A 23,640-nucleotide genomic window follows, 5' to 3' on the forward strand; every position below is an offset into this window, starting at 1 on the left:
CCCCCTATATTGGTTCCTAACTTAATCACGAGATAGGGCCAGTTGTATGCTTCAAAGTAATGAATACTTTTCCGGCAAAGTAAAATCGATCGGTTTTACCAGCAGCAGTACTGGCCGCGCCAGTGTAGGCGTGATGGCTGAAGGTGAATATACCTTTGGTACTGCGGCGCCTGAAGAGATGACGGTGGTTAGTGGCGCACTGAACGTGCTGCTGCCAGGGGAAACCGAGTGGAAAGTCTATGCCGCAGGAGACGTGTTTAACGTACCGGGCAACAGTGAGTTTCATCTGCAGGTAGCAGAGCCAACATCCTATCTTTGCCGCTATTTGTAAGCGTAAAAATGACGAATGGCGATATTGTGTCGCCATTCGCTAAACAGGGCTAACGTTGCGCTTCGCCGCCTAATCCTTCCACCAGACTTTTAATCAGCGCCGCCAGTTCACCTGTCATCAGGATGAAATCGGCATCAAAACGCTGAGCATAATCTTCACGGTCGATATCTTCGTTCTGATCGCGCAGCTCGTCGCTGAACTTCAGACGCTTAATGGAGCCGTCGTCACACATAACGAACTGAATACGCTGCTGCCAGTCGAGGGCCAACTTGGTGACCAGTTTGCCCGCCTCGATATGCACGGCGATTTCGTCGCAGACCAGATCCTGCTTTTTCGCGCGGATCACACCGCCGTCTTCAAGGATCGCTTTCAGTTCAGCTTCATCCAGTAACTGGAACCCTTGTGCTGTTGTGCCGGAGCGAACCCATTCGGTCAGCGTCAGCTCAATAGGGTTTTCCATCGTCAGCGGAACGACCGGCAGCGAACCGAGGCTTTTACGCAGCAGCGCCAGCGTATCTTCCGCTTTTTTCGCGCTTGCACAGTCGACCATGATCAGATCGTTGACGGTGTCGATCCACATCATTGTCTGGCTGAAGCGGCTAAAGGCGCGCGGCAGCAATGAGTGCAGAACTTCATCTTTCAGTGAGTCTTTTTCGGTCTTCTTGAGTTTGCGACCTTGCTCAGCTTCCAGTTTGAATATTTTGGCTTCCAGGGCCTGTTTGATAACCGGCGACGGCAGAATTTTTTCTTCTTTGCGGGCGCAGATAATAATTTGGCCATTGGCGGTATGCGTTAATGCATCGCTGTGCGATCCCATCGGCGGAACCCAGCCCATTTTTGCCATATCCTGGCTACCGCAAGGGGTGAACGTCATTGATGCCAGCTGTTTTTCCATCTCTTCGGCACGCAAAGAAACATCGCGGCTAAGACGGTAAACCATTAAATTTTTGAACCACAGCATGATAATTTCCACGGCCTTGTCGTTAAATCCAGCGGGCATGATAGCGAATTGTCGCTATGCTTGCATTGTTAATCGGGAAGAGGAGCAAACAGTGCGTATAGGTATCGATTTGGGCGGTACGAAAACGGAAGTTATTGCGCTTGGCGATGCGGGCGAACAGCTTTTTCGCCATCGCCTGCCCACGCCGCGTGATGATTATTGGCAAACGATAGAAACCATCGCCATGCTGGTGGAGATGGCGGAAAACGCTACCGGGCAGACGGGAACCGTGGGAATGGGCATTCCCGGTTCAATCTCGCCCTACACCGGGGTAGTAAAGAATGCCAACTCGACCTGGCTTAACGGGCAACCTTTTGACAAAGACCTGAGTTCGCGTCTGAATCGCGAAGTGCGGTTGGCAAATGATGCCAACTGTCTGGCGGTTTCTGAAGCGGTGGATGGTGCGGCGGCGGGGGCGCAAACCGTGTTTGCGGTGATTATCGGCACCGGATGTGGCGCAGGCGTGGCGCTGAATGGTCGGGCACACACCGGCGGTAACGGTACCGCAGGGGAGTGGGGGCATAATCCGCTGCCGTGGATGGACGAAGATGAGCTGCGTTATCGGCAGGAAGTCCCTTGTTATTGCGGCAAGCAAGGCTGCATTGAAACCTTCATTTCTGGGACCGGTTTTGCCACCGACTACCAGCGCCTGAGCGGTAAGCCGCTCAAAGGCAGTGAAATTATCAGCCTTGTTAATGCGCAGGATACTCTTGCGGAGCAAGCGTTGAGCCGCTATGAGCTTCGTCTGGCGAAATCACTGGCACATGTGGTGAATATTCTCGATCCGGACGTCATTGTGCTGGGTGGCGGAATGAGCAATGTCGATCGACTGTATCAAAACGTTCCGACGTTGATGCAGCAATTTGTTTTTGGTGGCGAGTGTGAAACGCCTCTACGCCAGGCGTTGCACGGTGACTCCAGCGGCGTGCGCGGCGCGGCCTGGCTGTGGCCGCACGTATAAACGGTTGTTATGTCGCGGGTGCAACCTGTTGTTGCACGCCGCGCTTCAGGCGACCATAGAGCAGCAGCGAGGACATCGCAGAAAACGACAGCAGTGCAGCCGGCAGCGTCACGTAGTTGTAGGTAAATCCCAGCGTCAACATCATGCCACCGCAGTACGCGCCAATCGCGCTGCCGAGATTGAAGGCAATTTGCCCGCCAGCCGCGCCCAGTAGTTCTCCCCCTTTAGCATTTTGCAGCAGCAAAATTTGCAACGGCGCCGACAGAGCAAACAGACCCGCGCAGCAAATGAAAGCGAAGGTCAGCGACGCGGCTTTGATGCCGCCAAAGGCAAAGAGCAGCAGCAGAGCCAGCACAATGACGAAGTCGGTTATTACCGCAATTCGCAGCGGCGTATAACGGCCTGACAGCCTACCGCTTAGCAGATTTCCCAACACCATTCCCAATCCCACCAGCATCATGATGAAGGTCATTAGCGCCTCGGAGAAGCCGGAGATATACATCATGTACGGTTTGACGTAGCTGAACCAGGCGAAAACCCCGGCGTTCCCAAACATGGTGGCGGAAAAAATGAACCACGGGGCGGGGCTTTTCAAAAAGTGAAATTGTTCGCGCAGTTTCCCTTTTGCCTCATCGCTAATGTTGGGGACCCAAAAAGCGACCGAGACTATTACGGCGATATTAAAGACGGCTATCAGCAGAAACGTGTAGCGCCAGCTAAATTCCTGGCTTAGCCAGGTGCCGACGGGAATGCCAACCAGATTGGCAACGGTCATCCCCGAAATCATGCCCGCGACGGCGGCAGTGACTTTTCCCGGACGGGCCAGCTTCGACAGGATAATCGCGCCCACGCCGAAAAATGCGCCATGAGGGAAGCCGGAAACCAGCCTGCCCACCGCCAGCATAAAATACGAGGAAGAGAGGGTGAAGATGGCGTTGCCAATCACGCACAGGGTGACCAGAAACAGCAAAATATGTTTGAGCGAAAAGCGATTGGAAAAGAGCGCAATAATGGGCGCGCCAAACACTACGCCAAAGGCGTAAAACGAAATCATATGGCCAGCGGCAGGAATGGAAATTCCCACGTCCCGCGCCAGCTCAGTGAGGACACCCATGATGCCAAACTCGGCCATGCCCAGCCCAAATGTTCCGAGCGCTAAAGAGAAAATGACTTTTTTCATACCACCTGCCAACAAGAAAGACGCAGGATATGCGTCATAGCGACGAATGTTCGCCGCCAATAGCGATAGCTTGCGGATAAGTGAAGTGGAATGCCATTTCATATCCGTCCCTGAGTATGCAATATTGTGCTACCTAGCGTGCCGGATAGCGTTAGCGCTTATCCGGCCTGTGACACCACATCCGCTGGCCGATTACTCCACCGCAAACATTTTGTCGAGTTTGCTGTAGCCCAGACCGTTGATTTTTTTCACTTTGATCTGTACCGGAATGCGCTCTTTCATCGCTTCGACGTGGCTGATCACGCCAATGGTTTTACCGGTAGCGTTGAGCGCATCAAGCGCGTCCAGGGCGGTATCCAGCGTTTCACTGTCCAGCGTGCCGAAACCTTCGTCGAGGAACAGGGAGTCAATTCGGGTTTTGTGGCTGACCAGATCGGACAACGCCAGCGCCAGCGCCAGACTCACGAGGAAGCTCTCGCCGCCGGAAAGCGTACGCGTATCACGTACGGCATCGGCCTGCCAGGTATCAACCACTTCCAGCTCTAACGCTTCGCTGGCCTTGCGCTGCAACAAATAGCGACCGTGCAGACGGGTTAACTGGTTGTTGGCAAGCCAGACGAGGTTATCCAGCGTCAGCCCCTGGGCAAATTTGCGGAACTTATCTCCCTCTTTCGAGCCGATCAGTGCATTCAAATACCCCCAGTCTTCGACCTGCTGCGCGACTTTTTCAATCTCCTGCATCAGCGCCTGCTGCTGCTGGCGGTTTTCAGCATCTTGTTTGAGCTGCTGGCGAATTTCGCCCTGACGAGTAGTGTTATCGCGTAGCAGTTGGGTGAGCTGCGCCAGCGCGTCGTGCAGATGCTGCGCCGTCAGCGTGAGATCCACTTCTGTTGGTTGCTGCTGTTGATGAGCCGCCAGTGCCTGCTGGGCCTGATTAACCAGCGTTTGGGCCTGCTGTCGCTGGCCTTCCAGTGATTGCTTCAACTGCTCCAGGCGATTAAAGGTCTCTTCGTCCAGCAGGGCGGCAATAAAGGCGTCGCGATCGGCAAAGATGCTGGCCTGCAATGCGGCATCAAACTGCGCCTGGATTTCCGCGGCGCGCTGAACGTCCTGCGCCTCCTGCTGTTGCAAGGTTTGCCACTGTCCCTGTAAAGAGAGGCAATCGTCGTGCACCTGCCGCCAGTTTTCCAGCGACAAATCCTCAATGTTTTCAGAAAGCGCCTCGGTTTCAGGCAACGTTTCCAGCAGCGGCGCAAGCTGGGCAATCCGGGCCTGTAACTCGGTCAGTTCATTCTGACGCTGTTGCCACATTTGTGCTTCGTTCGCCCGTTCGCTTAGCCATGAGGCGACGTCATCCTCGGGTGGAAGGGCCAGACCATAGCGGGAAAGCTCGGCGGTTAGCGTCGCCTGGCGCTGGTCAATATGCAGCTGGAGCTGGGTAATCTGCTCGGTATGCGCGGTGATTTGCGCCTGCAGGGTATGACGCAGGCTCAACTGGTGAAGCTGTTGTTCGTGCTCTTCCTGAGCGGCCAGCCACGGGGCAATGTCATCCTGCGGTTGTAGCGTGACGTTGAGGCTGGCGGTGACGGTCAGCCACTCTTGAGTAAGTGCTTGCTCCTCCTGAGAAAGCGTCTGTGCTTCGCGTTCATCCCGCTGAAGTTGCTGGGTTATCGCCTCAAGCTGGCCGCGTAGCGTTGAACCCTCATCGGCCAGCGTTTTGACCTCTTTTTCCAGTGCCTCACGCCGCGTCTGATTCACGCTCAGTTCGAGCGTTTGATAGCGTTCAATCGCCGGATGTGCGATGGAGCCGCATAGCGGGCAAGGCATGCCGGATTGCAACAATGCCCGTTGGCTTTCCAGATCTTTGATGCGGGCTTCTTGCTCGCAAATGACTCTCACATCGGTAAGTTGCTGATTTTTATCTTTATAGCGCTGACGTTTTTCGGCAAGCACCGCGTTGCGCTGGGTCAACTCTTGTTGACGCTGTACAAGCGTGGCGCGTAACTGTGCCAGTTGTTTTTGCTTCGGGGTGATTTGTCCGTGTAAATTGCTCAGCCGCTGGCGTAATGGACGAAGCTGCACATGTTGCGCCAGCGCATCCGTTACCTCCTGCGGCGAAAGGGTCAGCGCGGGAAGCGTTAGTGCATTGAGCTTACGTGTGTCGTTCTCTCGCAGCTGCTGCCATTGGCGTAGCTGGGTGCTGGCGTCGGACTGTTGGGCCAGCAGCGCTTTCCATCCTGCCAGTTCGCTACTCCATAAGCGGAAGCGATCATGCTCATTAAGCCAGTCGGTTAACGTCTGTTGTTCGGCTAGCATCAAGGTCGACTGCATTTGCGCCTGCTGACGAATACGCCCGCGCAGCGTTAAGCTGCTTTGTAAGCGAGCATTCACTTCCTGAATCTTCTGGCGTGTACGCTCGATAGTAGCCGTTTGTTCCTGAATTCGCTCCCAGTGCGGGCGTAACGCCCTGGCCGGCAGTGCCAGACTCAGTGCCGCCAACTGCGGCTGCGCGTCTTCTTGTGCCTGAAGCGCTGCCTGTAATGCCTGCTGGTGGCGGTTTATATCCGTTTGTAGCTCATTTTGCCGAATGAGCCAGTTGAGGTGCTGTTGCTGGGTTTGTAGGCTGGTAAGGTATTGTTTTTCTTCGTCAGTAAGTACCTGCAAACTTTCTGTCAGAGATTGCACCTGCTCTGGCGCTAACAGCGCCACGCCGCTGGCCTGGGCCTGCAGTTTTTCCAGCTCCGTACGCGCTGATTTGTGCTTTTCAAACACCATGGCGGAGATTTGACCGTAGATCTCAGTACCGGTTAACTCTTCGAGCAGCTCGGCGCGCTCTTTTGGTTTGGCATTGAGAAATGCGGCAAACTGGCCCTGAGAGAGCAGCATGGAACGGGTAAAACGACCGTAATCCAGCCCGGTAAGCTCGGCGGTCATCTCCAGCTTGTCTTTGACTTTATCGGCGAGGATTTTACCGTCGGCGCAGCGGGCCAGCTCTACGCGCGGGACCTGCAGGTTGCCCTCAGGCTGGTTGCGTGCCCGGTTCTGGCTCCAGAATGCGCGGTAGGCTTCGCCCCGCACCTCAAATTCCACCTCGGCCAGACACTCCGCTGTGTCGCGGGTCATCAGGTCGTTTTGCGACTGTGACACAGTATTCAGGCGCGGCGTTTCGTGGTACAGCGCAAGGCAAATTGCGTCCAGCAGGGTGGTTTTCCCCGCGCCTGTGGGCCCGGTGATGGCGAACAGCCCGTTGCTGGCAAAAGGTTCTGCCGTGAAATCGACTTTCCATTCTCCCTTCAGGGAGTTGAGGTTTTTCAGGCGCAGGCTGAGAATTTTCATGCTTCAGCCTCCCCGGCAAGCGTCTGTACGGTTGCGCTAAACAGCTGATTAAGCCGCTCGCGCTGCGGTTCTTCGAGTTCTTCCAGCGCCAGGCGGCGGTCAAAAACCTCCGCCACGCTCAGCTCGCTTAATGTTTCACGACGTTCATTGGCCATAATACGTTCGCGCTGTTCCCGACTGCGGCGCACCAATAACACTTCTACCGGTAAATCTTCGGTCAAAGCCTGGATCTTACGCTGCATATCATGCAGATAGTCATCGGTGGTAATTTCAATATCCAGCCACACAGGCGGCTCTTGCTGTACGTTGCGCCACTGCTCAAGCTGGGCGGTAATGGCGGCGAGATCGCCTTTCAGTACCGCAAGCGGCTGGGTGACCGGTACGGTGAGATTCTCGACGGCGTTGAGTTTCCCTGCTTCAAAGCTCACCAGATGCACGCATTTGTTTTTGCCGCACTCGTCAAAACTGAGAGCGATCGGCGAGCCGCAGTAGCGAATATGCTCCGTGCCGCCGATAACCTGCGCCCGGTGAATATGGCCCAGCGCGATGTAGTCCGCCGGAGGGAAGTTTTGTGCAGGGAAGGCGTCCAGCGTACCGATATAAATGTCTCGGACGGCGTCACTTTTACTGGCGCCGACGGTGGTCAAATGCCCGGTCGCGATGATGGGCAGATTCTGATCACCACGCAGCGTGCAGGCATCCTGATACTGCTGCTGGTAATAGTCGGTGATGGCTGACAGCAAATGTTGCTGTTTTTCTTGCCCGGTTAGCCCGGCCTGGCTGGTAATGATGTCGCGTGGACGTAAAAAAGGAACCGGGCACAGAATTGCCCCCGGCGTGCCGTCGCGTTGCGGCAGTACCTGCGGAGCATGGCCGGCGCTGGCAACGACCGTGGTGTTGAGAAACGCCAGTATATCGCGGGATTCATTGAGTGTGGCGACGGAGTCGTGGTTGCCTGCCAGCACCACCAGATGACACCCGGTTTGCTGTAAATTAACGACAAAACGGTTATACAGCTCACGAGCGTAGCTTGGCGGTGAGCCGGTATCGAAAATATCACCCGCCACAATAATGGCATCCACCTGATGGGATTGTGCCGTTTCCAGCAGCCAGTCGAGAAAGGCCTGATGTTCAGCGGCACGGCTCTTGCTGTAGAAATTTTGGCCCAGATGCCAGTCAGACGTGTGAAGGATGCGCATAAGAGTTCCATGACGATAAAACAGTGGTGGGGATTATAACCTTTCAAGGACGGTAATATCTTGTCTCCGGGCTGTCATAATTCGCCGGGCTGCGTTAAACCTGGGCTATCTTTTCATAAATCTGTCATAAAACTGACGCATAATGGCACCGTATTGATGGCAAACGATTTAATTATAAACAGGGCAAATCATGGCGAGACGTATTCTGGTCGTAGAAGATGAAGCTCCAATTCGCGAAATGGTCTGCTTCGTGCTCGAGCAAAACGGTTTTCAACCCGTAGAAGCCGAAGACTATGACAGTGCTGTGAACCAACTCAATGAACCCTGGCCGGATCTCGTCCTGCTTGACTGGATGCTTCCCGGCGGCTCGGGTCTGCAGTTTATTAAATATCTCAAGCGCGAAGCCATGACGCGGGATATCCCCGTGATGATGCTGACGGCGAGAGGTGAAGAGGAAGACCGCGTCCGGGGTCTGGAAACCGGTGCGGATGATTATATTACCAAGCCGTTTTCTCCCAAGGAGCTGGTGGCGCGTATTAAAGCGGTTCTGCGTCGTATTTCACCGATGGCGGTGGAAGAGGTTATTGAGATGCAGGGGCTAAGCCTTGATCCGACCTCGCATCGCGTGATGACCGGCGAGGATCCGCTGGATATGGGGCCGACCGAATTCAAACTGTTGCACTTCTTTATGACCCACCCTGAGCGCGTCTACAGCCGTGAACAACTCCTCAATCATGTCTGGGGAACCAATGTCTACGTGGAAGACCGGACAGTGGATGTGCATATCCGCCGCTTACGTAAAGCGCTGGAGCACAGCGGACACGATCGAATGGTGCAGACAGTTCGCGGGACGGGATATCGTTTTTCGACCCGCTTCTGACTGACAAGAATCAGGGCCTGATGGATTAGGCCGTTTATGGAGTAAGACGTTTGCTAGAACGATTGTCATGGAAAAGGTTGGTACTGGAGCTGATCCTGTGCTGCATACCGGCATTTATCCTTAGCGCTTTTTTCGGTTACCTGCCCTGGTTTTTACTGGCGTCGGTAACGGGCCTGCTTATCTGGCATTTCTGGAATCTATTACGTTTGTCCTGGTGGCTATGGGTCGACAGAAGCATGACGCCGCCGCCGGGGCGAGGCAGTTGGGAGCCGTTGTTATATGGGCTGCATCAAATGCAGCTGCGCAACAAAAAGCGCCGTCGAGAACTGGGTAACCTGATCAAACGTTTTCGCAGCGGGGCGGAATCACTACCCGACGCGGTGGTGTTGACCACCGAAGAAGGCGGTATCTTCTGGTGTAACGGACTGGCTCAGCAGGTTCTGGGACTGCGCTGGCCGGACGATAGCGGGCAAAATATTCTTAACCTGCTGCGATACCCGGAATTCACACAATATCTGAAAACGCGCGACTTTAGCCGGCCTATCAATCTGGTGCTCAATACCGGACGGCATCTGGAAATTCGCGTGATGCCCTACACGGATAAGCAACTGCTGATGGTGGCGCGCGACGTTACCCAGATGCACCAACTGGAAGGTTCACGGCGAAACTTTTTCGCCAACGCCAGCCATGAGCTGCGCACACCGCTGACGGTGCTGCAAGGTTATCTGGAAATGATGCAGGAGCATCCGCTGGAAGGGACAACGCGCGAAAAAGCGCTGCATACCATGCGCGAACAAACGTACCGTATGGAAGGCCTGGTGAAACAGCTGCTGACGCTGTCAAAAATTGAAGCTGCTCCGACGTTGCAACTGAATGAGAAAGTCGATGTGCCCATGATGCTGCGCGTGATCGAGCACGAAGCGCAAACCCTGAGCCAGCATAAACATACGTTTACCTTTGATGTCGATAACAGCCTGAACGTGCGGGGCAACGAGGAGCAGTTGCGTAGCGCTATCTCGAATCTCGTGTACAACGCGGTGAACCACACCCCTGCGGGAACGCACATTACCGTACGCTGGCGGCATGTGGCCTCGGGAGCGGAGTTTTGTGTGGAAGACAACGGTCCAGGCATTGCCGCCGAGCATATTCCACGCCTGACCGAGCGTTTTTATCGGGTAGATAAGGCGCGATCGCGGCAAACGGGCGGTAGCGGGTTGGGCCTTGCCATCGTGAAACATGCGCTGCATCATCACGACAGCCGTTTGAATATCGAAAGCGAACCAGGCAAAGGGACGCGATTTAGTTTCGTGATCCCGGAACGTTTGATTGCCAAAAGTAACGGTTAAAGCACATTCGTAAGATTATCTTTCCAAAAGCCAGCACAAGCTGGCTTTTTCTATGCGGTCAATATATGACTCCTGAATTTTACGACGTTTGATTGTTTTTTGTTCGAACTATTACCCATACCTTTTTCCATGAAATGGTGTTTTGTGCTAACCCATTTTTTCATATCGCTATATTGTTCTGGTTTTTGGATCCCACCTTGCTTTAAAACGTTATAAGCGTTTAAATTGCGCTCCAGATGCTGTCATACCGACTGCATTTACGCGGTAAATCGAAAAACTATTCTTCGCCGCGCCAGGTCGGGAGTGTTTCCCGCTGGAATTGAGCAAAAATGCCGCTGTATTGTCCCCCAGGGAAAGGCAAAAATTTATTATTTTCAACACCACATCCACAGGCAGTAAGACTTTATGACCCATCAGTTAAAATCGCGCGATATTATCGCTTTGGGATTTATGACATTTGCACTGTTCGTTGGTGCAGGTAACATCATCTTCCCCCCAATGGTTGGTTTGCAGGCAGGTGAACACGTCTGGACTGCGGCTTTTGGCTTTTTGATTACCGCCGTTGGCCTGCCGGTACTTACCGTTGTCGCGCTGGCGAAAGTCGGTGGTGGTGTGGACCGACTGAGCACACCTATCGGTAAAGTTGCTGGTCTGCTACTGGCGACTGTTTGCTATCTGGCCGTTGGGCCGTTATTTGCTACCCCGCGTACCGCGACGGTCTCTTTCGAAGTCGGGATTGCACCGCTGACCGGTGACTCTGCGCTGCCGCTGTTTATCTATAGCGTTATCTATTTCGCGATTGTGATTCTGGTTTCGCTGTATCCGGGCAAACTGCTGGATACGGTGGGTAATTTCCTGGCACCGCTGAAAATCCTGGCGCTGGTTGTTCTGTCTGTCGCCGCAATCGTCTGGCCAGCAGGCCCGATCAGTAATGCGATGGAAGCCTACCAAACTGCGGCATTTTCTAATGGCTTCGTGAACGGGTATCTGACCATGGATACGCTGGGCGCGATGGTGTTTGGTATTGTTATCGTTAACGCCGCTCGCTCGCGTGGTGTTACTGAAGCGCGTCTGCTGACCCGTTACACCGTTTGGGCGGGTTTAATGGCGGGTGTGGGCTTAACGCTGCTGTATCTCGCGCTGTTCCGTCTGGGTTCAGATAGCGCGATTCTGGTCGATCAGTCTGCTAACGGCGCGGCGATTCTGCATGCGTATGTTCAGCACACCTTTGGCGGTGCAGGAAGCTTCCTGCTGGCGGCGCTGATTTTCATCGCCTGTCTGGTCACCGCGGTTGGCTTGACCTGTGCGTGCGCAGAGTTCTTTGCCCAGTACGTTCCACTGTCTTATCGTACGCTGGTATTTATCCTCGGCGGCTTCTCGATGGTGGTTTCTAACCTGGGTCTGAGCCATCTGATTCAGATCTCTATTCCGGTGCTGACGGCTATCTATCCGCCATGTATCGCACTGGTTGTATTAAGCTTTACCCGCTCATGGTGGCATAATTCTTCCCGCGTCATTGCACCTGCGATGTTTATCAGCCTGATTTTTGGTATCCTTGATGGCATTAAAGCTTCTGCAATTGGCGACGTGTTACCGGCCTGGACCCAGCGTTTACCGCTGGCGGAGCAGGGGCTGGCGTGGTTGATGCCAACAGTCGTGATGGTGGTCCTGGCAGTTATCTGGGATCGCGCCGCGGGTCGACAAGTGACCTCCAGCGCACACTAATATCACTGACAATAAGTTTTAACCACGGGGCTATTAACATGGCCCCGTGGTTTTTTTATTGTGTTAACAGGTTAGGAATCGATGGAAAGTAATAACAAGCTAAAGCGTGGGCTGAGCACCCGGCACATCCGCTTTATGGCATTAGGTTCAGCAATTGGTACCGGGCTGTTCTATGGCTCGGCCGATGCCATCAAAATGGCGGGGCCAAGCGTGTTGCTGGCCTATATTATCGGCGGCGTAGCGGCGTATATTATTATGCGCGCGCTGGGCGAAATGTCTGTTCATAACCCTGCAGCCAGCTCCTTCTCGCGCTATGCGCAGGAAAACCTCGGACCGCTGGCAGGCTATATCACCGGCTGGACCTATTGTTTTGAAATCCTGATTGTCGCCATTGCCGATGTGACTGCCTTTGGTATTTACATGGGCGTCTGGTTCCCGGCCGTACCGCACTGGATTTGGGTACTTAGCGTAGTGCTGATTATCTGCGCCATCAACCTGATGAGCGTGAAGGTGTTTGGCGAGCTGGAGTTCTGGTTCTCGTTCTTCAAAGTCGCCACCATTATCATCATGATTGTCGCCGGTTTCGGTATCATCATTTGGGGGATTGGCAACGGCGGGCAACCGACCGGTATCCATAACTTATGGAGCAATGGTGGCTTCTTCAGCAACGGCTGGCTCGGCATGGTGATGTCGCTGCAAATGGTGATGTTCGCTTACGGCGGGATTGAGATTATCGGGATTACCGCAGGCGAAGCCAAAGACCCGGAAAAATCTATTCCGCGCGCTATCAATTCCGTACCAATGCGTATCCTGGTGTTTTATGTGGGGACGTTGTTCGTCATTATGTCTATCTACCCGTGGAACCAGGTGGGTACCGACGGTAGCCCGTTCGTTATGACGTTCCAGCATATGGGCATTACCTTTGCTGCCGGGATCCTCAACTTTGTGGTTCTGACTGCGTCGCTGTCGGCAATTAACTCTGACGTCTTCGGTGTGGGACGTATGCTACACGGCATGGCGGAACAGGGCAGTGCCCCAAAAATGTTTGCCAAGACGTCGCGTCGTGGCGTGCCGTGGGTTACGGTGATGGTGATGACCATCGCGCTGCTGTTTGCGGTTTATCTTAACTACATCATGCCGGAAAACGTCTTCCTGGTGATCGCCTCTTTGGCAACGTTCGCCACGGTTTGGGTGTGGATTATGATCCTGCTGTCGCAGATTGCTTTCCGTCGTCGTCTGCCGCCAGAAGAGGTCAAAGCGCTGAAATTTAAAGTACCGGGTGGGGTAACTACGACCGTTGTTGGCCTGATTTTCCTGGTCTTTATCATCGCGCTTATCGGCTATCATCCGGATACCCGCATTTCGCTGTACGTCGGCTTTGCGTGGATTGTCCTGCTGCTGGTCGGCTGGGGATTCAAGCGCCGTCGCGAGCGCCAACTTGCTGAAGCACAGTAATATTTTTGCCGGGTAGCTTTGCGTTACCCGGCAATTTTCTCCTCCCCCGAACTCCTCCCCCAATAAACGTTAAGATGATGAGTGATCCTGCACTTCGCTATGGCAAGGTGACGTCATTATCATCAAAGGGGATACGTGATGTTGAACGCCTGGCACCTTCCGGTTGCCCCATTTGTTAAGCAAAACAAAGATCAACTGACGATTACATTATGGCTGGCGGGGGAAAATCCACCCCAGCGGGTGACGCTACGCGCAGAAAACGATAACGAAGAGATTTCGCTGGCTATGCACAAGCAGCGCAGCCAGCCGCAGCCGGGTGTGACCGCGTGGCGAGCGGCGATTGATCTCTCCAGCGGGCAGCCTCGTCGACGCTATAGCTTTAAATTACTTTGGCTCGATCGTCAGTTGTGGTTCACCCCACAGGGATTCAGCCGTTTTCCGCCTGCGCGTCTGGAGCAGTTTGCCGTCGATGTGCCGGATAACGGTCCGCAGTGGGTCGCTGACCAGGTCTTTTACCAAATTTTCCCGGACCGTTTTGCCCGCAGCCAGTCGCGTGAAGCGGGCCAGGATAACGTCTATTACCATCACGCGGCCGGGCACGACATCGTGCGGCGCGAATGGGACGAACCGCTTACGGCTCAGGCCGGTGGCTCCACGTTCTATGGCGGCGATTTGGACGGCATCAGCGAAAAGCTACCGTACCTGAAAACGTTAGGGGTCACGGCGCTGTACCTGAATCCTGTGTTTACCGCGCCGAGCGTGCATAAATACGATACCGAAGATTACCGTCATGTTGATCCGCAATTTGGCGGCGACACGGCGCTGCTACGCCTGCGGCACAACACCCAACAGCAGGGCATGCGCTTGATTCTGGACGGTGTTTTTAACCATAGCGGCGATTCGCACGCCTGGTTTGACCGGCATAGTAGGGGAACGGATGGGGCGTGCCATAACCCAGAATCCCCCTGGCGCGACTGGTATCATTTCTCAGCCGACGGCGTTGCGCTCGACTGGCTGGGGTATTCCAGCCTGCCCAAGCTGGACTTTTCTTCGGAAAGCCTGGTAAATGAAATTTATCGCGGCGAAGACAGTATCGTCCGTCACTGGCTGAAAGCGCCGTGGAGTATGGACGGCTGGCGTCTTGATGTGGTGCACATGCTGGGAGAAGCAGGAGGCGCACGTAACAACCTACAACACGTGGCCGGCATTACGCAGGCGGCAAAAGAAACCCAGCCAGAGGCGTATGTGGTGGGTGAACATTTTGGCGATGCTCGCCAGTGGTTGCAGGCCGACGCGGAAGATGCCGCCATGAACTATCGCGGCTTTACTTTCCCTCTCTGGGGATTCCTCGCCAATACCGATATTTCATACGACCCACAATCCATTGACGCCCAGACCTGTATGGCGTGGATGGATAACTACCGTGCGGGGTTGTCGCATCAACAGCAATTGCGCATGTTTAACCAGCTCGACAGCCACGATACCGCTCGCTTTAAGTCTCTGCTCGGTAAAGACGTCGCACGTTTACCGCTGGCGGTGGTGTGGCTATTTACCTGGCCTGGCGTGCCCTGTATTTACTACGGCGACGAAGTGGGGCTGGATGGCAACAACGATCCGTTTTGCCGCAAACCTTTCCCATGGCAGCCTGAAAAACAGGACGCTAACCTGCTGGCGTTGTACCAGCGGCTGGCAAAATTACGCCACCAGAGCCAGGCGCTACGCCACGGTGGTTGTCAGGTGATTTACGCCGAGGATAACGTGGTGGTGTTTGTACGGGTGCTAAACCGCCAGCGCGTGTTAGTGGCGATTAACCGTGGCCAGGCTTGTGAAGTGGTCCTGCCAGCCTCGCCATTACTGAGCGTGAGTCATTGGCAGCACAAAGAGGGCACAGGTGTGCTTGCCGACGATATCCTGACGTTGCCGGCGATTTCCGCCTCGGTATGGTCAGGTCATTGATATAAGTGCGCAATCGCCGGGCTTGCCAGCAGCGCGTCTCGCCACCAGCGCTGCGCCAGTCCATCACGGTTATTACGCCATGCCATATAGGCCACGTCTTTTTGGCGAAATGAGATAACCGTTTTTTCCACCAGCTCGCCCGTAGCAAGCCACGGGCTGGCAATATGGCGGGGGAGAAATCCGCAGCCCATGCCGGCTCGCAGTAGCATCACTTTACTGTGGAAGTCATCGACACGGATCTGCGCCTGCTCCTCCATCAGATTGGTTTGTAACGGATGGCAGAAGCGGGCGCTGTCGCTGATAACAATCGCCCGATGCAGGCACAACTGCTCGTTGGTCAGGCCATCAGGTGCTGTGGCCAGCGGATGCTCAGGTGCCACGACAAATACATTGTCCAATGTACCGAGCATTTTGTAGGACCAGGCCGCTGACGTTGGTGGTTCATTAATCGCCCCCAGAATAATATCTGCTCCATTATGGGTCAGCTCCTCCCAGGAACCCGCCAGCGTATGATGGGTAAAACTGAGGCGGGTTTGCTTATTCAGCGCGTGAAATTCATCGATAATGGGTAACAGCGAGGCGAAAGGAAAGGAGTCGTCCAGCGCAATCGCCAGCTCTTTTTCCCAGCCTGAACTCAGCTGTACCGCCTGTTTTTCGAGATCTTTTGCCGCACTTAGCAATAAACGTCCCTTTTCCAGCATCATCTGTCCGGTGTCGGTAAATTTAGCCCGGTGTCCGGAACGGTCAAGCAACTCGATATTCAGGTCGCTTTCCAGCTTTTGAATCATATAGCTGAGTGCCGCAGGCGTTTTAAACAGCGATTCGGCCGCCGCGGCAAATGAACCCTGTTTGTCGAGTGCGTCGAGAATAAGCAAAACATCCAGATTAATGCGCATAAGCAGAAAAGATCCTGAAAATTAAACCCTTCTGTTGTACCGAATGAAGAAAAACAATGCCAGTGAATAATTTAGATGAATCATGCGCATTTTTTTGATGTTGTTTAGGATATATCGCAACACAGAATTAATAGTTTCACAGGATGGTAAGTTTTCTTTAATAACTCGTTAGAAATTTCCCGCTATACTCAACAAGCTTTCTGATTCAGGATCCTGCTGCTGACGGCAGATACAGACCGTTGCCTTTTAACTTATTGATTAAGAAGGTGTGATATGTCTATTCGGGAACTGATTGACCCTCAAAACTCTACGCTTATTTTTATTGATCATCAGCCGCAAATGTCATTTGGTGTAGCGAATATCGATCGCCAGACTTTAAAAAATAATACCGTGGCATTAGCGAAAGCCGGGAAAATATTCAATGTTCCGGTGATTTATACTTCTGTAGAAACGAAAAGTTTTAGCGGATATATCTGGCCAGAATTGTTAGCGGTTCATCCTGATGTAAAACCCATTGAACGCACCTCAATGAACTCCTGGGAAGATGCGGCGTTTGTGAAGGCCGTGGAAGCGACTGGGCGCAAAAAACTGATTATCTCCGCGCTGTGGACCGAAGTCTGCCTGACTTTCCCGGCACTGATGGCGCTGGAAGCGGGTTATGAAGTATATGTGGTGACCGACACTTCCGGCGGCACGTCCGTGGATGCCCATGAGCGTTCTATCGACCGCATGGTACAGGCTGGTGCCGTACCCGTAACCTGGCAACAGGTTCTTCTTGAGTACCAGCGCGACTGGTCTCGCAAAGAAACCTACGACGCCGTCATGGATCTGGTACGCGAGCACAGCGGTGCCTACGGTATGGGCGTGGATTATGCCTATACCATGGTGCATGGCGCGCCAGAACGTAAAGCCTAAATACACGTCATCCTTCATGTTGCATCTTTGTTGGCTTCGCTTGCGTACCCCAGTCACTGACTTATGTAAGCTCCCGGGGATCCACAACCTTGCCGCCTCGATGCACCATGAATGATTTTGTGTATTGCTTTCCTGGCCTAAGCGGCCTGTTTCCTCTCAACAAGGAATCCTTCATGGCGCAGAACAAACATGTGACGTTGGTGATTACCCACACCCTGCTGGTGATATTTCCTAGCACCAATCTGGTGCCGTGGTTGACCGGCATTGTGCTGCCTGCAATGAAGGGCTCGTTACTCCTGCATCTCATCAATGATGCCTGTGTGGTTGCGCTGGTGGTCTGGTTCTGGATGCCCATCGTAACCCGTCTGTTTGCCGGATGGCTGAAAAAAGCCTGACCGGTATCTCAGGAGATTGTTATGTCTCAAACTGCCACACTGATTCTGACTCACGGAAAAATTCATACTCTCGATAGGCAACGCCCGCAGGTCGAGGCGGTGGCGATTGCCAACGGAAAGATCCTGGCGACTGGTAGCCACGAGCGGGTAATGAGCTTTGCTGCCGAAGGGACGCAGGTTGTCGATCTGCAAGGACATACGGTGATCCCGGGCCTGAACGATTCGCACCTGCACCTTATTCGTGGTGGACTGAATTACAACCTGGAATTACGTTGGGAAGGCGTGCCGTCGCTGGCGGACGCCCTACGTATGCTCAAAGACCAGGCGGACAGAACGCCGTCGCCGCAATGGGTACGCGTGGTGGGCGGCTGGAGCGAATTCCAGTTTGCCGAACGTCGCATGCCAACCCTGGAAGAACTGAATGAGGCTGCTCCGGATACTCCAGTTTTTGTTCTGCATCTCTATGACCGGGCTTTGCTGAACCGCGCTGCGCTGAAAGCCGTCGGCTACACCAAAGCGACGCCGGATCCGGCGGGCGGTGAGATTGTGCGTGATAGCAACGGCAACCCGACCGGGATGTTGATCGCTAAACCAAACGCCATGATCCTTTATTCGACGCTGGCAAAAGGACCCAAACTGCCGCTGGAAATGCAGGTTAACTCGACCCGCCAGTTTATGCGTGAACTGAACCGTCTGGGACTGACCAGTGCCATCGATGCGGGCGGCGGCTTCCAGAACTATCCGGAAGATTACGAGATCATTGAGCAGTTACACGCCAACAAGCAGATGACGGTGCGTATTGCCTACAACCTGTTTACCCAGCGTCCAAAACAGGAACTGGAAGACTTTGAACGTTGGACCGATATGCTCAAACCGGGGCAGGGGACCGACTTCTACCGCGCCAATGGGGCCGGGGAAATGCTGGTCTTTTCGGCAGCGGATTTTGAAGATTTTCTCCAGCCGCGCCCGGACCTGCCGGAGGGTATGGAAGATGAGCTGGAGCGCGTGGTGCGACACCTGGTGGAGCACTGCTGGCCGTTCCGCCTGCACGCCACCTACGATGAATCTATCAGCCGCATGTTGGACGTGTTTGAGAAGGTGAATCGTGATATCCCGTTCAATGGCCTGCACTGGTTCTTCGATCATGCCGAAACCATTACTGAACGGAATATCGAGCGCGTTAAAGCGCTGGGCGGCGGGATTGCTGTTCAGCACCGAATGGCGTTCCAGGGCGAATATTTTGTCGATCGTTATGGCAAAGATGCGGTCAAACACACGCCGCCGGTGGCGAAAATGCTGGCGGCTGAAGTTCCGGTAGGGCTGGGGACTGACGCCACCCGTGTGGCTAGCTACAACCCGTGGACCGCGCTCTATTGGCTGGTTTCGGGCCGCACCGTTGGCGGTATGGCGATGTACGATGATAACAACCGCTTGCCGCGCGACGTGGCGCTGGAACTGTGGACCGCTGGCAGCGCCTGGTTCTCCAGCGAGCAGGGTAAGAAAGGGCGAATCGAGAAAGATCAACTGGCCGACCTGGTGGTGCTGTCTAAAGATTACTTCAACGTGGCGGAAGAAGAGATCAAAGGCATTGAGTCAGTGATGACCATTGTCGATGGCAAAGTCGTGTATGCGGCAGGGCATTTCACCCCGCTGGCACCACCAGCCATCCCGGTTGTGCCGGACTGGTCGCCGGTGGTGAAGGTGCCGGGGCACTATCGCTCAGCGCCGCCTGCTGCGGCAAAAATTGGCGCAATGGTGCAGATGCATCAGTGCTGTGGTAGCTGTGGCGTACACGGTCATCAGCATGATATTGCGCGTCAATCAGGCATTCCGGTGTCAGATGACCGGGCTTTCTGGGGCGCGCTTGGCTGTTCCTGCTTCGCGTTTTAATTGTGGTTTGGATAAGTGTATTGTCGCGGGTGATACTTACAGAGAGTGACGCAATTGCCTACCTGACCTACGAACAATAAAAAAGGCCCGCACTAGCGGGCCTTTTGTCGATTCATGCCAATTACAGGCTGGAAACGTTCTCGGTCAGGTATTTTGCTACGCCGTCCGGAGACGCGTTCATACCTTCTTTACCTTTTTCCCACTGTGCCGGGCATACGTCGCCGTGCTCTTCGTGGAACTGCAGCGCGTCAACCATGCGCAGCATTTCGTCGATGTTACGGCCCAGCGGCAGATCGTTAACCACCTGGTGGCGAACAACGCCGTTAGCGTCGATCAGGAAAGAACCGCGCAGAGCAACGCCAGCTTCCGGGTGCTCGATGCCGTAGGCTTTCTGGATTTCGCGTTTGATGTCAGCAACCATTGCGTATTTCACTGCACCGATGCCGCCTTTGTCGACAGGGGTGTTACGCCATGCGTTGTGGACAAATTCAGAGTCGAAGGAAACGCCAACAACTTCAACGCCGCGCTTCTGGAATTCTTCGTAACGTTTGTCGAATGCGATCAGTTCAGACGGGCAAACGAAGGTGAAGTCCATCGGCCAGAAGAACAGAACGGTAGTTTTACCGTTGGTATGCTGTTTGAAGTTGAAGTTTTCAACGATCTCACCGCTACCCAGTACCGCAGCTGCTGTGAAATCCGGAGCCTGACGAGTTACCAGTACCATATAATTCTCCTGCAATGTTAAGGGGTTTTTGGAACGCAACGCGGGCCAGTATAGAGAGTGTTCGTGAATAAGACAAAGAGGCGCTGGCAATCATTGAGACAGGTTTTGTCTATCAATCTTTTGCCGGATGACGGCTACGGCTTATCCGGCGGGGAATGCGGGTTGCAATCAAAGGGTTTTACGCCGCGCCTGGTCCATCATTTGCGGATAAAACTGCCAGAATCGTTCTTCTAACGCATCGTAATGCGTATTGAGGTCATACCATGAGTCGCGTAGGGCATCGAGCCGTGGACGGCGGCTGGCCATGCCGTTCAGGACGTTCTGGATAAAATCCATGTCCCGGTAGCGCTCAAGCCATTTCTCTGACCATATATAGTTATTCAGATTGATAAAGCGTGGCGGCGATTCCGGCAAAATAGTGGTTACCTGGGTACGGGCATAGCGCACAAAGTCCGTCAGCGGGAAGTCAGGGGAGATCTCCGACCAGTGGCGCGACAGAAAATGATCCCACATGACATCCAGCGTAATCGGCGCGACGCGGCGCGTTTCGCTACGAAACCATTCTTTGGCTTCACGCACCTGCGGCAGGTTATCTGTCATCACGTCGATACGACGATGCATGAAGATGCCTTCTACCACATCAGGCGAGTAGTGCGTTTCCGGATTACCCCGGACAAAATCGGCCAGCAGATTGCCGGAAAGCGAACTGTCGGCAAGGTGAGCGAGATGCAAATGTGCAAGAAAATTCATAGTTAAATGTTTATCCAGAGGGGTAAAGGTTGCAGGGAGAACGCCCCGGCACTAGACTACCCGCCTCTTATTTTAGTCTGAGTCAGTGTCATGCGCGTTACCGATTTCACCTTTGAACTACCCGAATCCCTGATTGCCCACTATCCGCAAGCTGAGCGCAGTAGCTGTCGCTTGCTGTCTTTGGACGGGCCGACGGGCGCGCTGACGCACGGTACTTTCACCGATTTGCTCGATAAGCTCAACCCTGGCGATTTGCTGGTCTTTAACAACACCCGCGTCATTCCTGCGCGTCTGTTTGGTCGTAAAGCCAGCGGCGGTAAAATTGAAGTGCTGGTCGAGCGTATGCTGGATGACAAACGTATTCTGGCGCATATTCGTGCCTCGAAAGCGCCGAAACCGGGCGCCGAGCTGCTGCTGGGCGATGACGAAAGCATTAAAGCAACGATGGTGGCGCGCCATGACGCGCTGTTTGAAGTTGAGTTTAACGACGAACGCAGCGTGCTGGATATCCTCAACGCGATTGGCCATATGCCGTTGCCGCCGTATATCGACCGTCCGGATGAAGACGCCGACCGCGAGCTGTACCAGACCGTGTACAGCGAAAAACCGGGTGCCGTCGCTGCGCCGACCGCGGGTCTGCATTTTGACGATCCGCTGCTGGCTAAACTGCGCGATAAAGGCATTGAAATGGCGTTCGTCACCCTGCACGTTGGAGCGGGTACTTTCCAGCCGGTGCGCGTAGACACTATTGAAGACCACATTATGCACTCCGAATATGCGGAAGTGCCGCAGGATGTGGTGGACGCGGTGATGGCGGCGAAAGCGCGCGGTAACCGCGTGATTGCGGTGGGCACCACCTCCGTACGTTCACTGGAAAGTGCGGCGCAGGCGGCCAAAAACGATCTAATCGAGCCGTTCTTCGGCGATACACAAATCTTTATTTATCCAGGCTATAAATATCAGGTGATTGATGCTCTGGTCACCAACTTCCACCTGCCGGAATCGACATTGATTATGCTGGTTTCCGCATTTGCTGGTTATAAAAACACCATGCACGCCTATCATGAAGCGGTAAAAGCGGAATATCGCTTTTTTAGTTACGGGGATGCGATGTTTATCACGTACAATCCGCAGGCTATTTCTGAGCGTGTCGGGGAATAAGTTTCCGGCATGAGTGTTTAAAACGTCGGACTGTTTTTCTGACGCAGGAGTGAAGATGAAATTTGAACTGGATACCACAGACGGTCGCGCTCGCCGCGGCCGCCTGGTTTTTGATCGTGGCGTAGTAGAAACGCCTGCTTTTATGCCGGTCGGTACTTACGGCACAGTAAAAGGCATGACGCCGGAAGAAGTTGAAGCGACCGGCGCACAGATCATCCTCGGCAACACTTTCCACCTGTGGCTGCGCCCGGGGCAGGAAATCATGAAACTGCACGGCGATCTGCACGATTTTATGCAGTGGAAAGGGCCGATCCTCACCGATTCCGGCGGCTTCCAGGTGTTCAGCCTGGGCGATATCCGGAAGATAACCGAACAAGGCGTGCATTTCCGTAACCCGATCAACGGCGATCCGATTTTCCTCGATCCCGAGAAGTCGATGGAGATTCAATACGATCTCGGTTCCGATATCGTGATGATCTTCGACGAATGTACACCGTATCCGGCCGACTGGGACTATGCTAAACGCTCGATGGAGATGTCTCTGCGTTGGGCGAAGCGCAGCCGTGACCGTTTTGATAGCCTCGGCAACAAAAATGCGCTTTTTGGCATCATTCAGGGCAGTGTTTACGAAGATTTACGTGATATCTCCGTCAAAGGTCTGGTAGATATCGGCTTTGATGGCTACGCTGTCGGCGGTTTGGCTGTCGGTGAGCCGAAGGAAGATATGCACCGCATTCTGGAACATGTTTGCCCGCAGATTCCGGCAGATAAACCGCGTTACCTGATGGGCGTCGGTAAACCAGAAGATCTGGTTGAAGGCGTGCGTCGCGGTATCGATATGTTTGACTGTGTGATGCCAACGCGAAATGCCCGTAATGGTCATTTGTTTGTGACTGACGGCGTGGTAAAAATTCGTAACGCGAAACATAAAAGCGACACCAGTCCGCTCGATGCTGAGTGTGATTGCTACACCTGTCGCAATTATTCGCGCGCTTACTTGCATCATCTCGACCGTTGCAACGAAATATTGGGCGCGCGTCTCAACACGATTCATAACCTTCGCTACTACCAGCGTTTGATGGCGGGTTTACGCAAGGCTATTGAAGAGGGTAAATTAGAGAGCTTCGTGACCGATTTTTACCAACGTCAGGGTAGACCAGTTCCACCTGTGAACGTTGATTAATTTTAATAATGAGGGAATTTGAATGAGCTTTTTTATTTCTGATGCGGTAGCGGCAACAGGTGCTCCGGCGCAGGGCAGCCCGATGTCTCTGATTCTGATGCTGGTGGTGTTTGGTCTGATTTTCTACTTCATGATCCTGCGCCCGCAGCAAAAGCGTACCAAAGAACACAAAAATCTGATGAACTCCATTGCGAAAGGCGATGAAGTGCTGACTAACGGTGGTCTGGTGGGTCGCGTGACCAAAGTAGCAGAATCTGGCTACATCGCTATCGCGCTGAACGACACCACTGAAGTGGTTATTAAACGTGATTTCGTAGCTGCCGTTCTGCCGAAAGGCACCATGAAGGCGCTGTAATT

Annotated in this window: 19 protein-coding genes and 1 pseudogene; 13 read left to right on the forward strand and 7 right to left on the reverse strand. The window is 53.9% G+C overall.

All coding sequences use genetic code 11. The annotated features are described in order from the left end of the window. Positions 1-46 precede the first annotated feature (46 nt). Positions 47-331 carry a pyrimidine/purine nucleoside phosphorylase gene (gene ppnP / locus C2U41_RS02675; protein WP_003021477.1) on the forward strand — a complete coding sequence of 95 codons (285 nt, stop codon included), beginning with the start codon at positions 47-49 and terminating at the stop codon, positions 329-331. 49 nt (positions 332-380) lie between these two features. Here ppnP and rdgC read toward each other — a convergent pair whose 3' ends face one another. Continuing rightward, the gene (gene rdgC / locus C2U41_RS02680; protein WP_003021479.1) at positions 381-1,292 is read right to left on the reverse strand and encodes a recombination-associated protein RdgC; all 912 of its coding nucleotides are present in this window, start codon (positions 1,290-1,292) and stop codon (positions 381-383) included. 91 nt (positions 1,293-1,383) lie between these two features. Between rdgC and mak the strand changes: the two genes are divergently transcribed. Next, the gene (gene mak, locus C2U41_RS02685) at positions 1,384-2,292 is read left to right on the forward strand and encodes a fructokinase (protein ID WP_003836005.1); all 909 of its coding nucleotides are present in this window, start codon (positions 1,384-1,386) and stop codon (positions 2,290-2,292) included. A gap of 7 nt (positions 2,293-2,299) precedes the next feature. On the opposite strand, the gene araJ is transcribed toward mak, so the two are convergent. The 3 genes from araJ to sbcD all read right to left on the reverse strand — a co-directional run bounded on the left by araJ (position 2,300) and on the right by sbcD (position 8,007). Next, positions 2,300-3,472: an MFS transporter AraJ gene (gene araJ, locus C2U41_RS02690; RefSeq protein ID WP_003836004.1), complete on the reverse strand. Its 1,173-nt coding sequence runs from the start codon at positions 3,470-3,472 to the stop codon at positions 2,300-2,302. Positions 3,473-3,664: 192 nt separating this feature from the next. Beyond that, on the reverse strand, positions 3,665-6,808 hold the full coding sequence (sbcC, locus tag C2U41_RS02695) for an exonuclease subunit SbcC (protein WP_032936986.1): 3,144 nt from the start codon (positions 6,806-6,808) through the stop codon (positions 3,665-3,667). After that, a complete protein-coding gene (gene sbcD, locus C2U41_RS02700) occupies positions 6,805-8,007 on the reverse strand; it encodes an exonuclease subunit SbcD (RefSeq protein ID WP_032936985.1) in 1,203 nt (400 codons plus the stop codon). Before sbcD ends, sbcC begins: the two co-directional genes overlap by 4 nt. Positions 8,008-8,197: 190 nt before the next feature. Between sbcD and phoB the strand changes: the two genes are divergently transcribed. From phoB to malZ, 5 genes are all read left to right on the forward strand, one after another. Then, positions 8,198-8,887: a phosphate response regulator transcription factor PhoB gene (gene phoB, locus C2U41_RS02705; RefSeq protein ID WP_032936984.1), complete on the forward strand. Its 690-nt coding sequence runs from the start codon at positions 8,198-8,200 to the stop codon at positions 8,885-8,887. Between the two features lie 50 nt (positions 8,888-8,937). Beyond that, a complete protein-coding gene (gene phoR, locus C2U41_RS02710; protein ID WP_016149692.1) occupies positions 8,938-10,233 on the forward strand; it encodes a phosphate regulon sensor histidine kinase PhoR in 1,296 nt (431 codons plus the stop codon). A gap of 405 nt (positions 10,234-10,638) precedes the next feature. Beyond that, positions 10,639-11,958, forward strand: a complete 1,320-nt coding sequence (brnQ, locus tag C2U41_RS02720; RefSeq protein WP_003021501.1) for a branched-chain amino acid transporter carrier protein BrnQ — start codon at positions 10,639-10,641, stop codon at positions 11,956-11,958. An 81-nt stretch (positions 11,959-12,039) separates the two neighbouring features. Further along, positions 12,040-13,413 (forward strand): proline-specific permease ProY, encoded by a 1,374-nt coding sequence (gene proY, locus C2U41_RS02725; protein ID WP_003021504.1) that lies wholly within the window; start codon positions 12,040-12,042, stop codon positions 13,411-13,413. Positions 13,414-13,551: 138 nt separating this feature from the next. After that, on the forward strand, positions 13,552-15,369 hold the full coding sequence (gene malZ / locus C2U41_RS02730; RefSeq protein ID WP_044699344.1) for a maltodextrin glucosidase: 1,818 nt from the start codon (positions 13,552-13,554) through the stop codon (positions 15,367-15,369). Here the strand turns inward: malZ and C2U41_RS02735 are convergent. After that, positions 15,363-16,265, reverse strand: a complete 903-nt coding sequence (locus C2U41_RS02735) for a LysR family transcriptional regulator (RefSeq protein WP_044699345.1) — start codon at positions 16,263-16,265, stop codon at positions 15,363-15,365. The two genes, malZ and C2U41_RS02735, sit on opposite strands and share 7 nt — an antisense overlap. A 273-nt stretch (positions 16,266-16,538) precedes the next feature. Between C2U41_RS02735 and C2U41_RS02740 the strand changes: the two genes are divergently transcribed. The 3 genes and pseudogenes from C2U41_RS02740 (at position 16,539) to C2U41_RS02750 (ending at position 19,465) form a co-directional block, all read left to right on the forward strand. Further along, on the forward strand, positions 16,539-17,180 hold the full coding sequence (locus C2U41_RS02740; RefSeq protein ID WP_003021513.1) for a hydrolase: 642 nt from the start codon (positions 16,539-16,541) through the stop codon (positions 17,178-17,180). Between the two features lie 212 nt (positions 17,181-17,392). After that, positions 17,393-17,575, forward strand: a pseudogene (locus C2U41_RS02745) (antibiotic biosynthesis monooxygenase); the annotation flags it as partial. A gap of 21 nt (positions 17,576-17,596) precedes the next feature. Next, positions 17,597-19,465, forward strand: coding sequence for an amidohydrolase (locus tag C2U41_RS02750; RefSeq protein ID WP_047715963.1), 1,869 nt, complete (start codon positions 17,597-17,599; stop codon positions 19,463-19,465). A gap of 121 nt (positions 19,466-19,586) precedes the next feature. Here the strand turns inward: C2U41_RS02750 and C2U41_RS02755 are convergent, their stop codons facing one another. Continuing rightward, positions 19,587-20,189 carry a peroxiredoxin gene (locus tag C2U41_RS02755; RefSeq protein ID WP_003021524.1) on the reverse strand — a complete coding sequence of 201 codons (603 nt, stop codon included), beginning with the start codon at positions 20,187-20,189 and terminating at the stop codon, positions 19,587-19,589. 168 nt (positions 20,190-20,357) lie between these two features. After that, positions 20,358-20,939, reverse strand: coding sequence for an ACP phosphodiesterase (acpH, locus tag C2U41_RS02760; RefSeq protein WP_016149694.1), 582 nt, complete (start codon positions 20,937-20,939; stop codon positions 20,358-20,360). Between the two features lie 90 nt (positions 20,940-21,029). Between acpH and queA the strand changes: the two genes are divergently transcribed. From queA to yajC, 3 genes are read left to right on the forward strand one after another with little or no spacing between them, the layout of a single operon-like run. Then, positions 21,030-22,100, forward strand: a complete 1,071-nt coding sequence (queA, locus tag C2U41_RS02765) for a tRNA preQ1(34) S-adenosylmethionine ribosyltransferase-isomerase QueA (RefSeq protein WP_003835985.1) — start codon at positions 21,030-21,032, stop codon at positions 22,098-22,100. A 55-nt stretch (positions 22,101-22,155) separates the two neighbouring features. Then, entirely contained in the window at positions 22,156-23,283 is a 1,128-nt protein-coding gene (gene tgt, locus C2U41_RS02770) for a tRNA guanosine(34) transglycosylase Tgt (RefSeq protein WP_003021535.1), read from the forward strand. 22 nt (positions 23,284-23,305) lie between these two features. Next, complete coding sequence (yajC, locus tag C2U41_RS02775) at positions 23,306-23,638, forward strand: preprotein translocase subunit YajC (protein WP_003021544.1); 333 nt, start codon at positions 23,306-23,308, stop codon at positions 23,636-23,638. The last annotated feature ends 2 nt before the right edge of the window (positions 23,639-23,640 follow it).

Source organism: Citrobacter freundii complex sp. CFNIH4, assembly GCF_002934505.1.
GTDB classification, from domain to species: Bacteria; Pseudomonadota; Gammaproteobacteria; order Enterobacterales; family Enterobacteriaceae; genus Citrobacter; species Citrobacter freundii.

What these genes read in the sequence shown, in the direction of transcription:
- ppnP (WP_003021477.1), top strand. Translation starts at nt 47, where the DNA reads ATGCTTCAAAGTAATGAATACTTTTCCGGCAAAGTAAAATCGATCGGT.
- rdgC (WP_003021479.1), bottom strand. Translation starts at nt 1,292, where the DNA reads ATGCTGTGGTTCAAAAATTTAATGGTTTACCGTCTTAGCCGCGATGTT.
- araJ (WP_003836004.1), bottom strand. Translation starts at nt 3,472, where the DNA reads ATGAAAAAAGTCATTTTCTCTTTAGCGCTCGGAACATTTGGGCTGGGC.
- sbcC (WP_032936986.1), bottom strand. Translation starts at nt 6,808, where the DNA reads ATGAAAATTCTCAGCCTGCGCCTGAAAAACCTCAACTCCCTGAAGGGA.
- sbcD (WP_032936985.1), bottom strand. Translation starts at nt 8,007, where the DNA reads ATGCGCATCCTTCACACGTCTGACTGGCATCTGGGCCAAAATTTCTAC.
- phoB (WP_032936984.1), top strand. Translation starts at nt 8,198, where the DNA reads ATGGCGAGACGTATTCTGGTCGTAGAAGATGAAGCTCCAATTCGCGAA.
- brnQ (WP_003021501.1), top strand. Translation starts at nt 10,639, where the DNA reads ATGACCCATCAGTTAAAATCGCGCGATATTATCGCTTTGGGATTTATG.
- proY (WP_003021504.1), top strand. Translation starts at nt 12,040, where the DNA reads ATGGAAAGTAATAACAAGCTAAAGCGTGGGCTGAGCACCCGGCACATC.
- malZ (WP_044699344.1), top strand. Translation starts at nt 13,552, where the DNA reads ATGTTGAACGCCTGGCACCTTCCGGTTGCCCCATTTGTTAAGCAAAAC.
- C2U41_RS02735 (WP_044699345.1), bottom strand. Translation starts at nt 16,265, where the DNA reads ATGCGCATTAATCTGGATGTTTTGCTTATTCTCGACGCACTCGACAAA.
- C2U41_RS02740 (WP_003021513.1), top strand. Translation starts at nt 16,539, where the DNA reads ATGTCTATTCGGGAACTGATTGACCCTCAAAACTCTACGCTTATTTTT.
- C2U41_RS02750 (WP_047715963.1), top strand. Translation starts at nt 17,597, where the DNA reads ATGTCTCAAACTGCCACACTGATTCTGACTCACGGAAAAATTCATACT.
- C2U41_RS02755 (WP_003021524.1), bottom strand. Translation starts at nt 20,189, where the DNA reads ATGGTACTGGTAACTCGTCAGGCTCCGGATTTCACAGCAGCTGCGGTA.
- acpH (WP_016149694.1), bottom strand. Translation starts at nt 20,939, where the DNA reads ATGAATTTTCTTGCACATTTGCATCTCGCTCACCTTGCCGACAGTTCG.
- queA (WP_003835985.1), top strand. Translation starts at nt 21,030, where the DNA reads ATGCGCGTTACCGATTTCACCTTTGAACTACCCGAATCCCTGATTGCC.
- tgt (WP_003021535.1), top strand. Translation starts at nt 22,156, where the DNA reads ATGAAATTTGAACTGGATACCACAGACGGTCGCGCTCGCCGCGGCCGC.
- yajC (WP_003021544.1), top strand. Translation starts at nt 23,306, where the DNA reads ATGAGCTTTTTTATTTCTGATGCGGTAGCGGCAACAGGTGCTCCGGCG.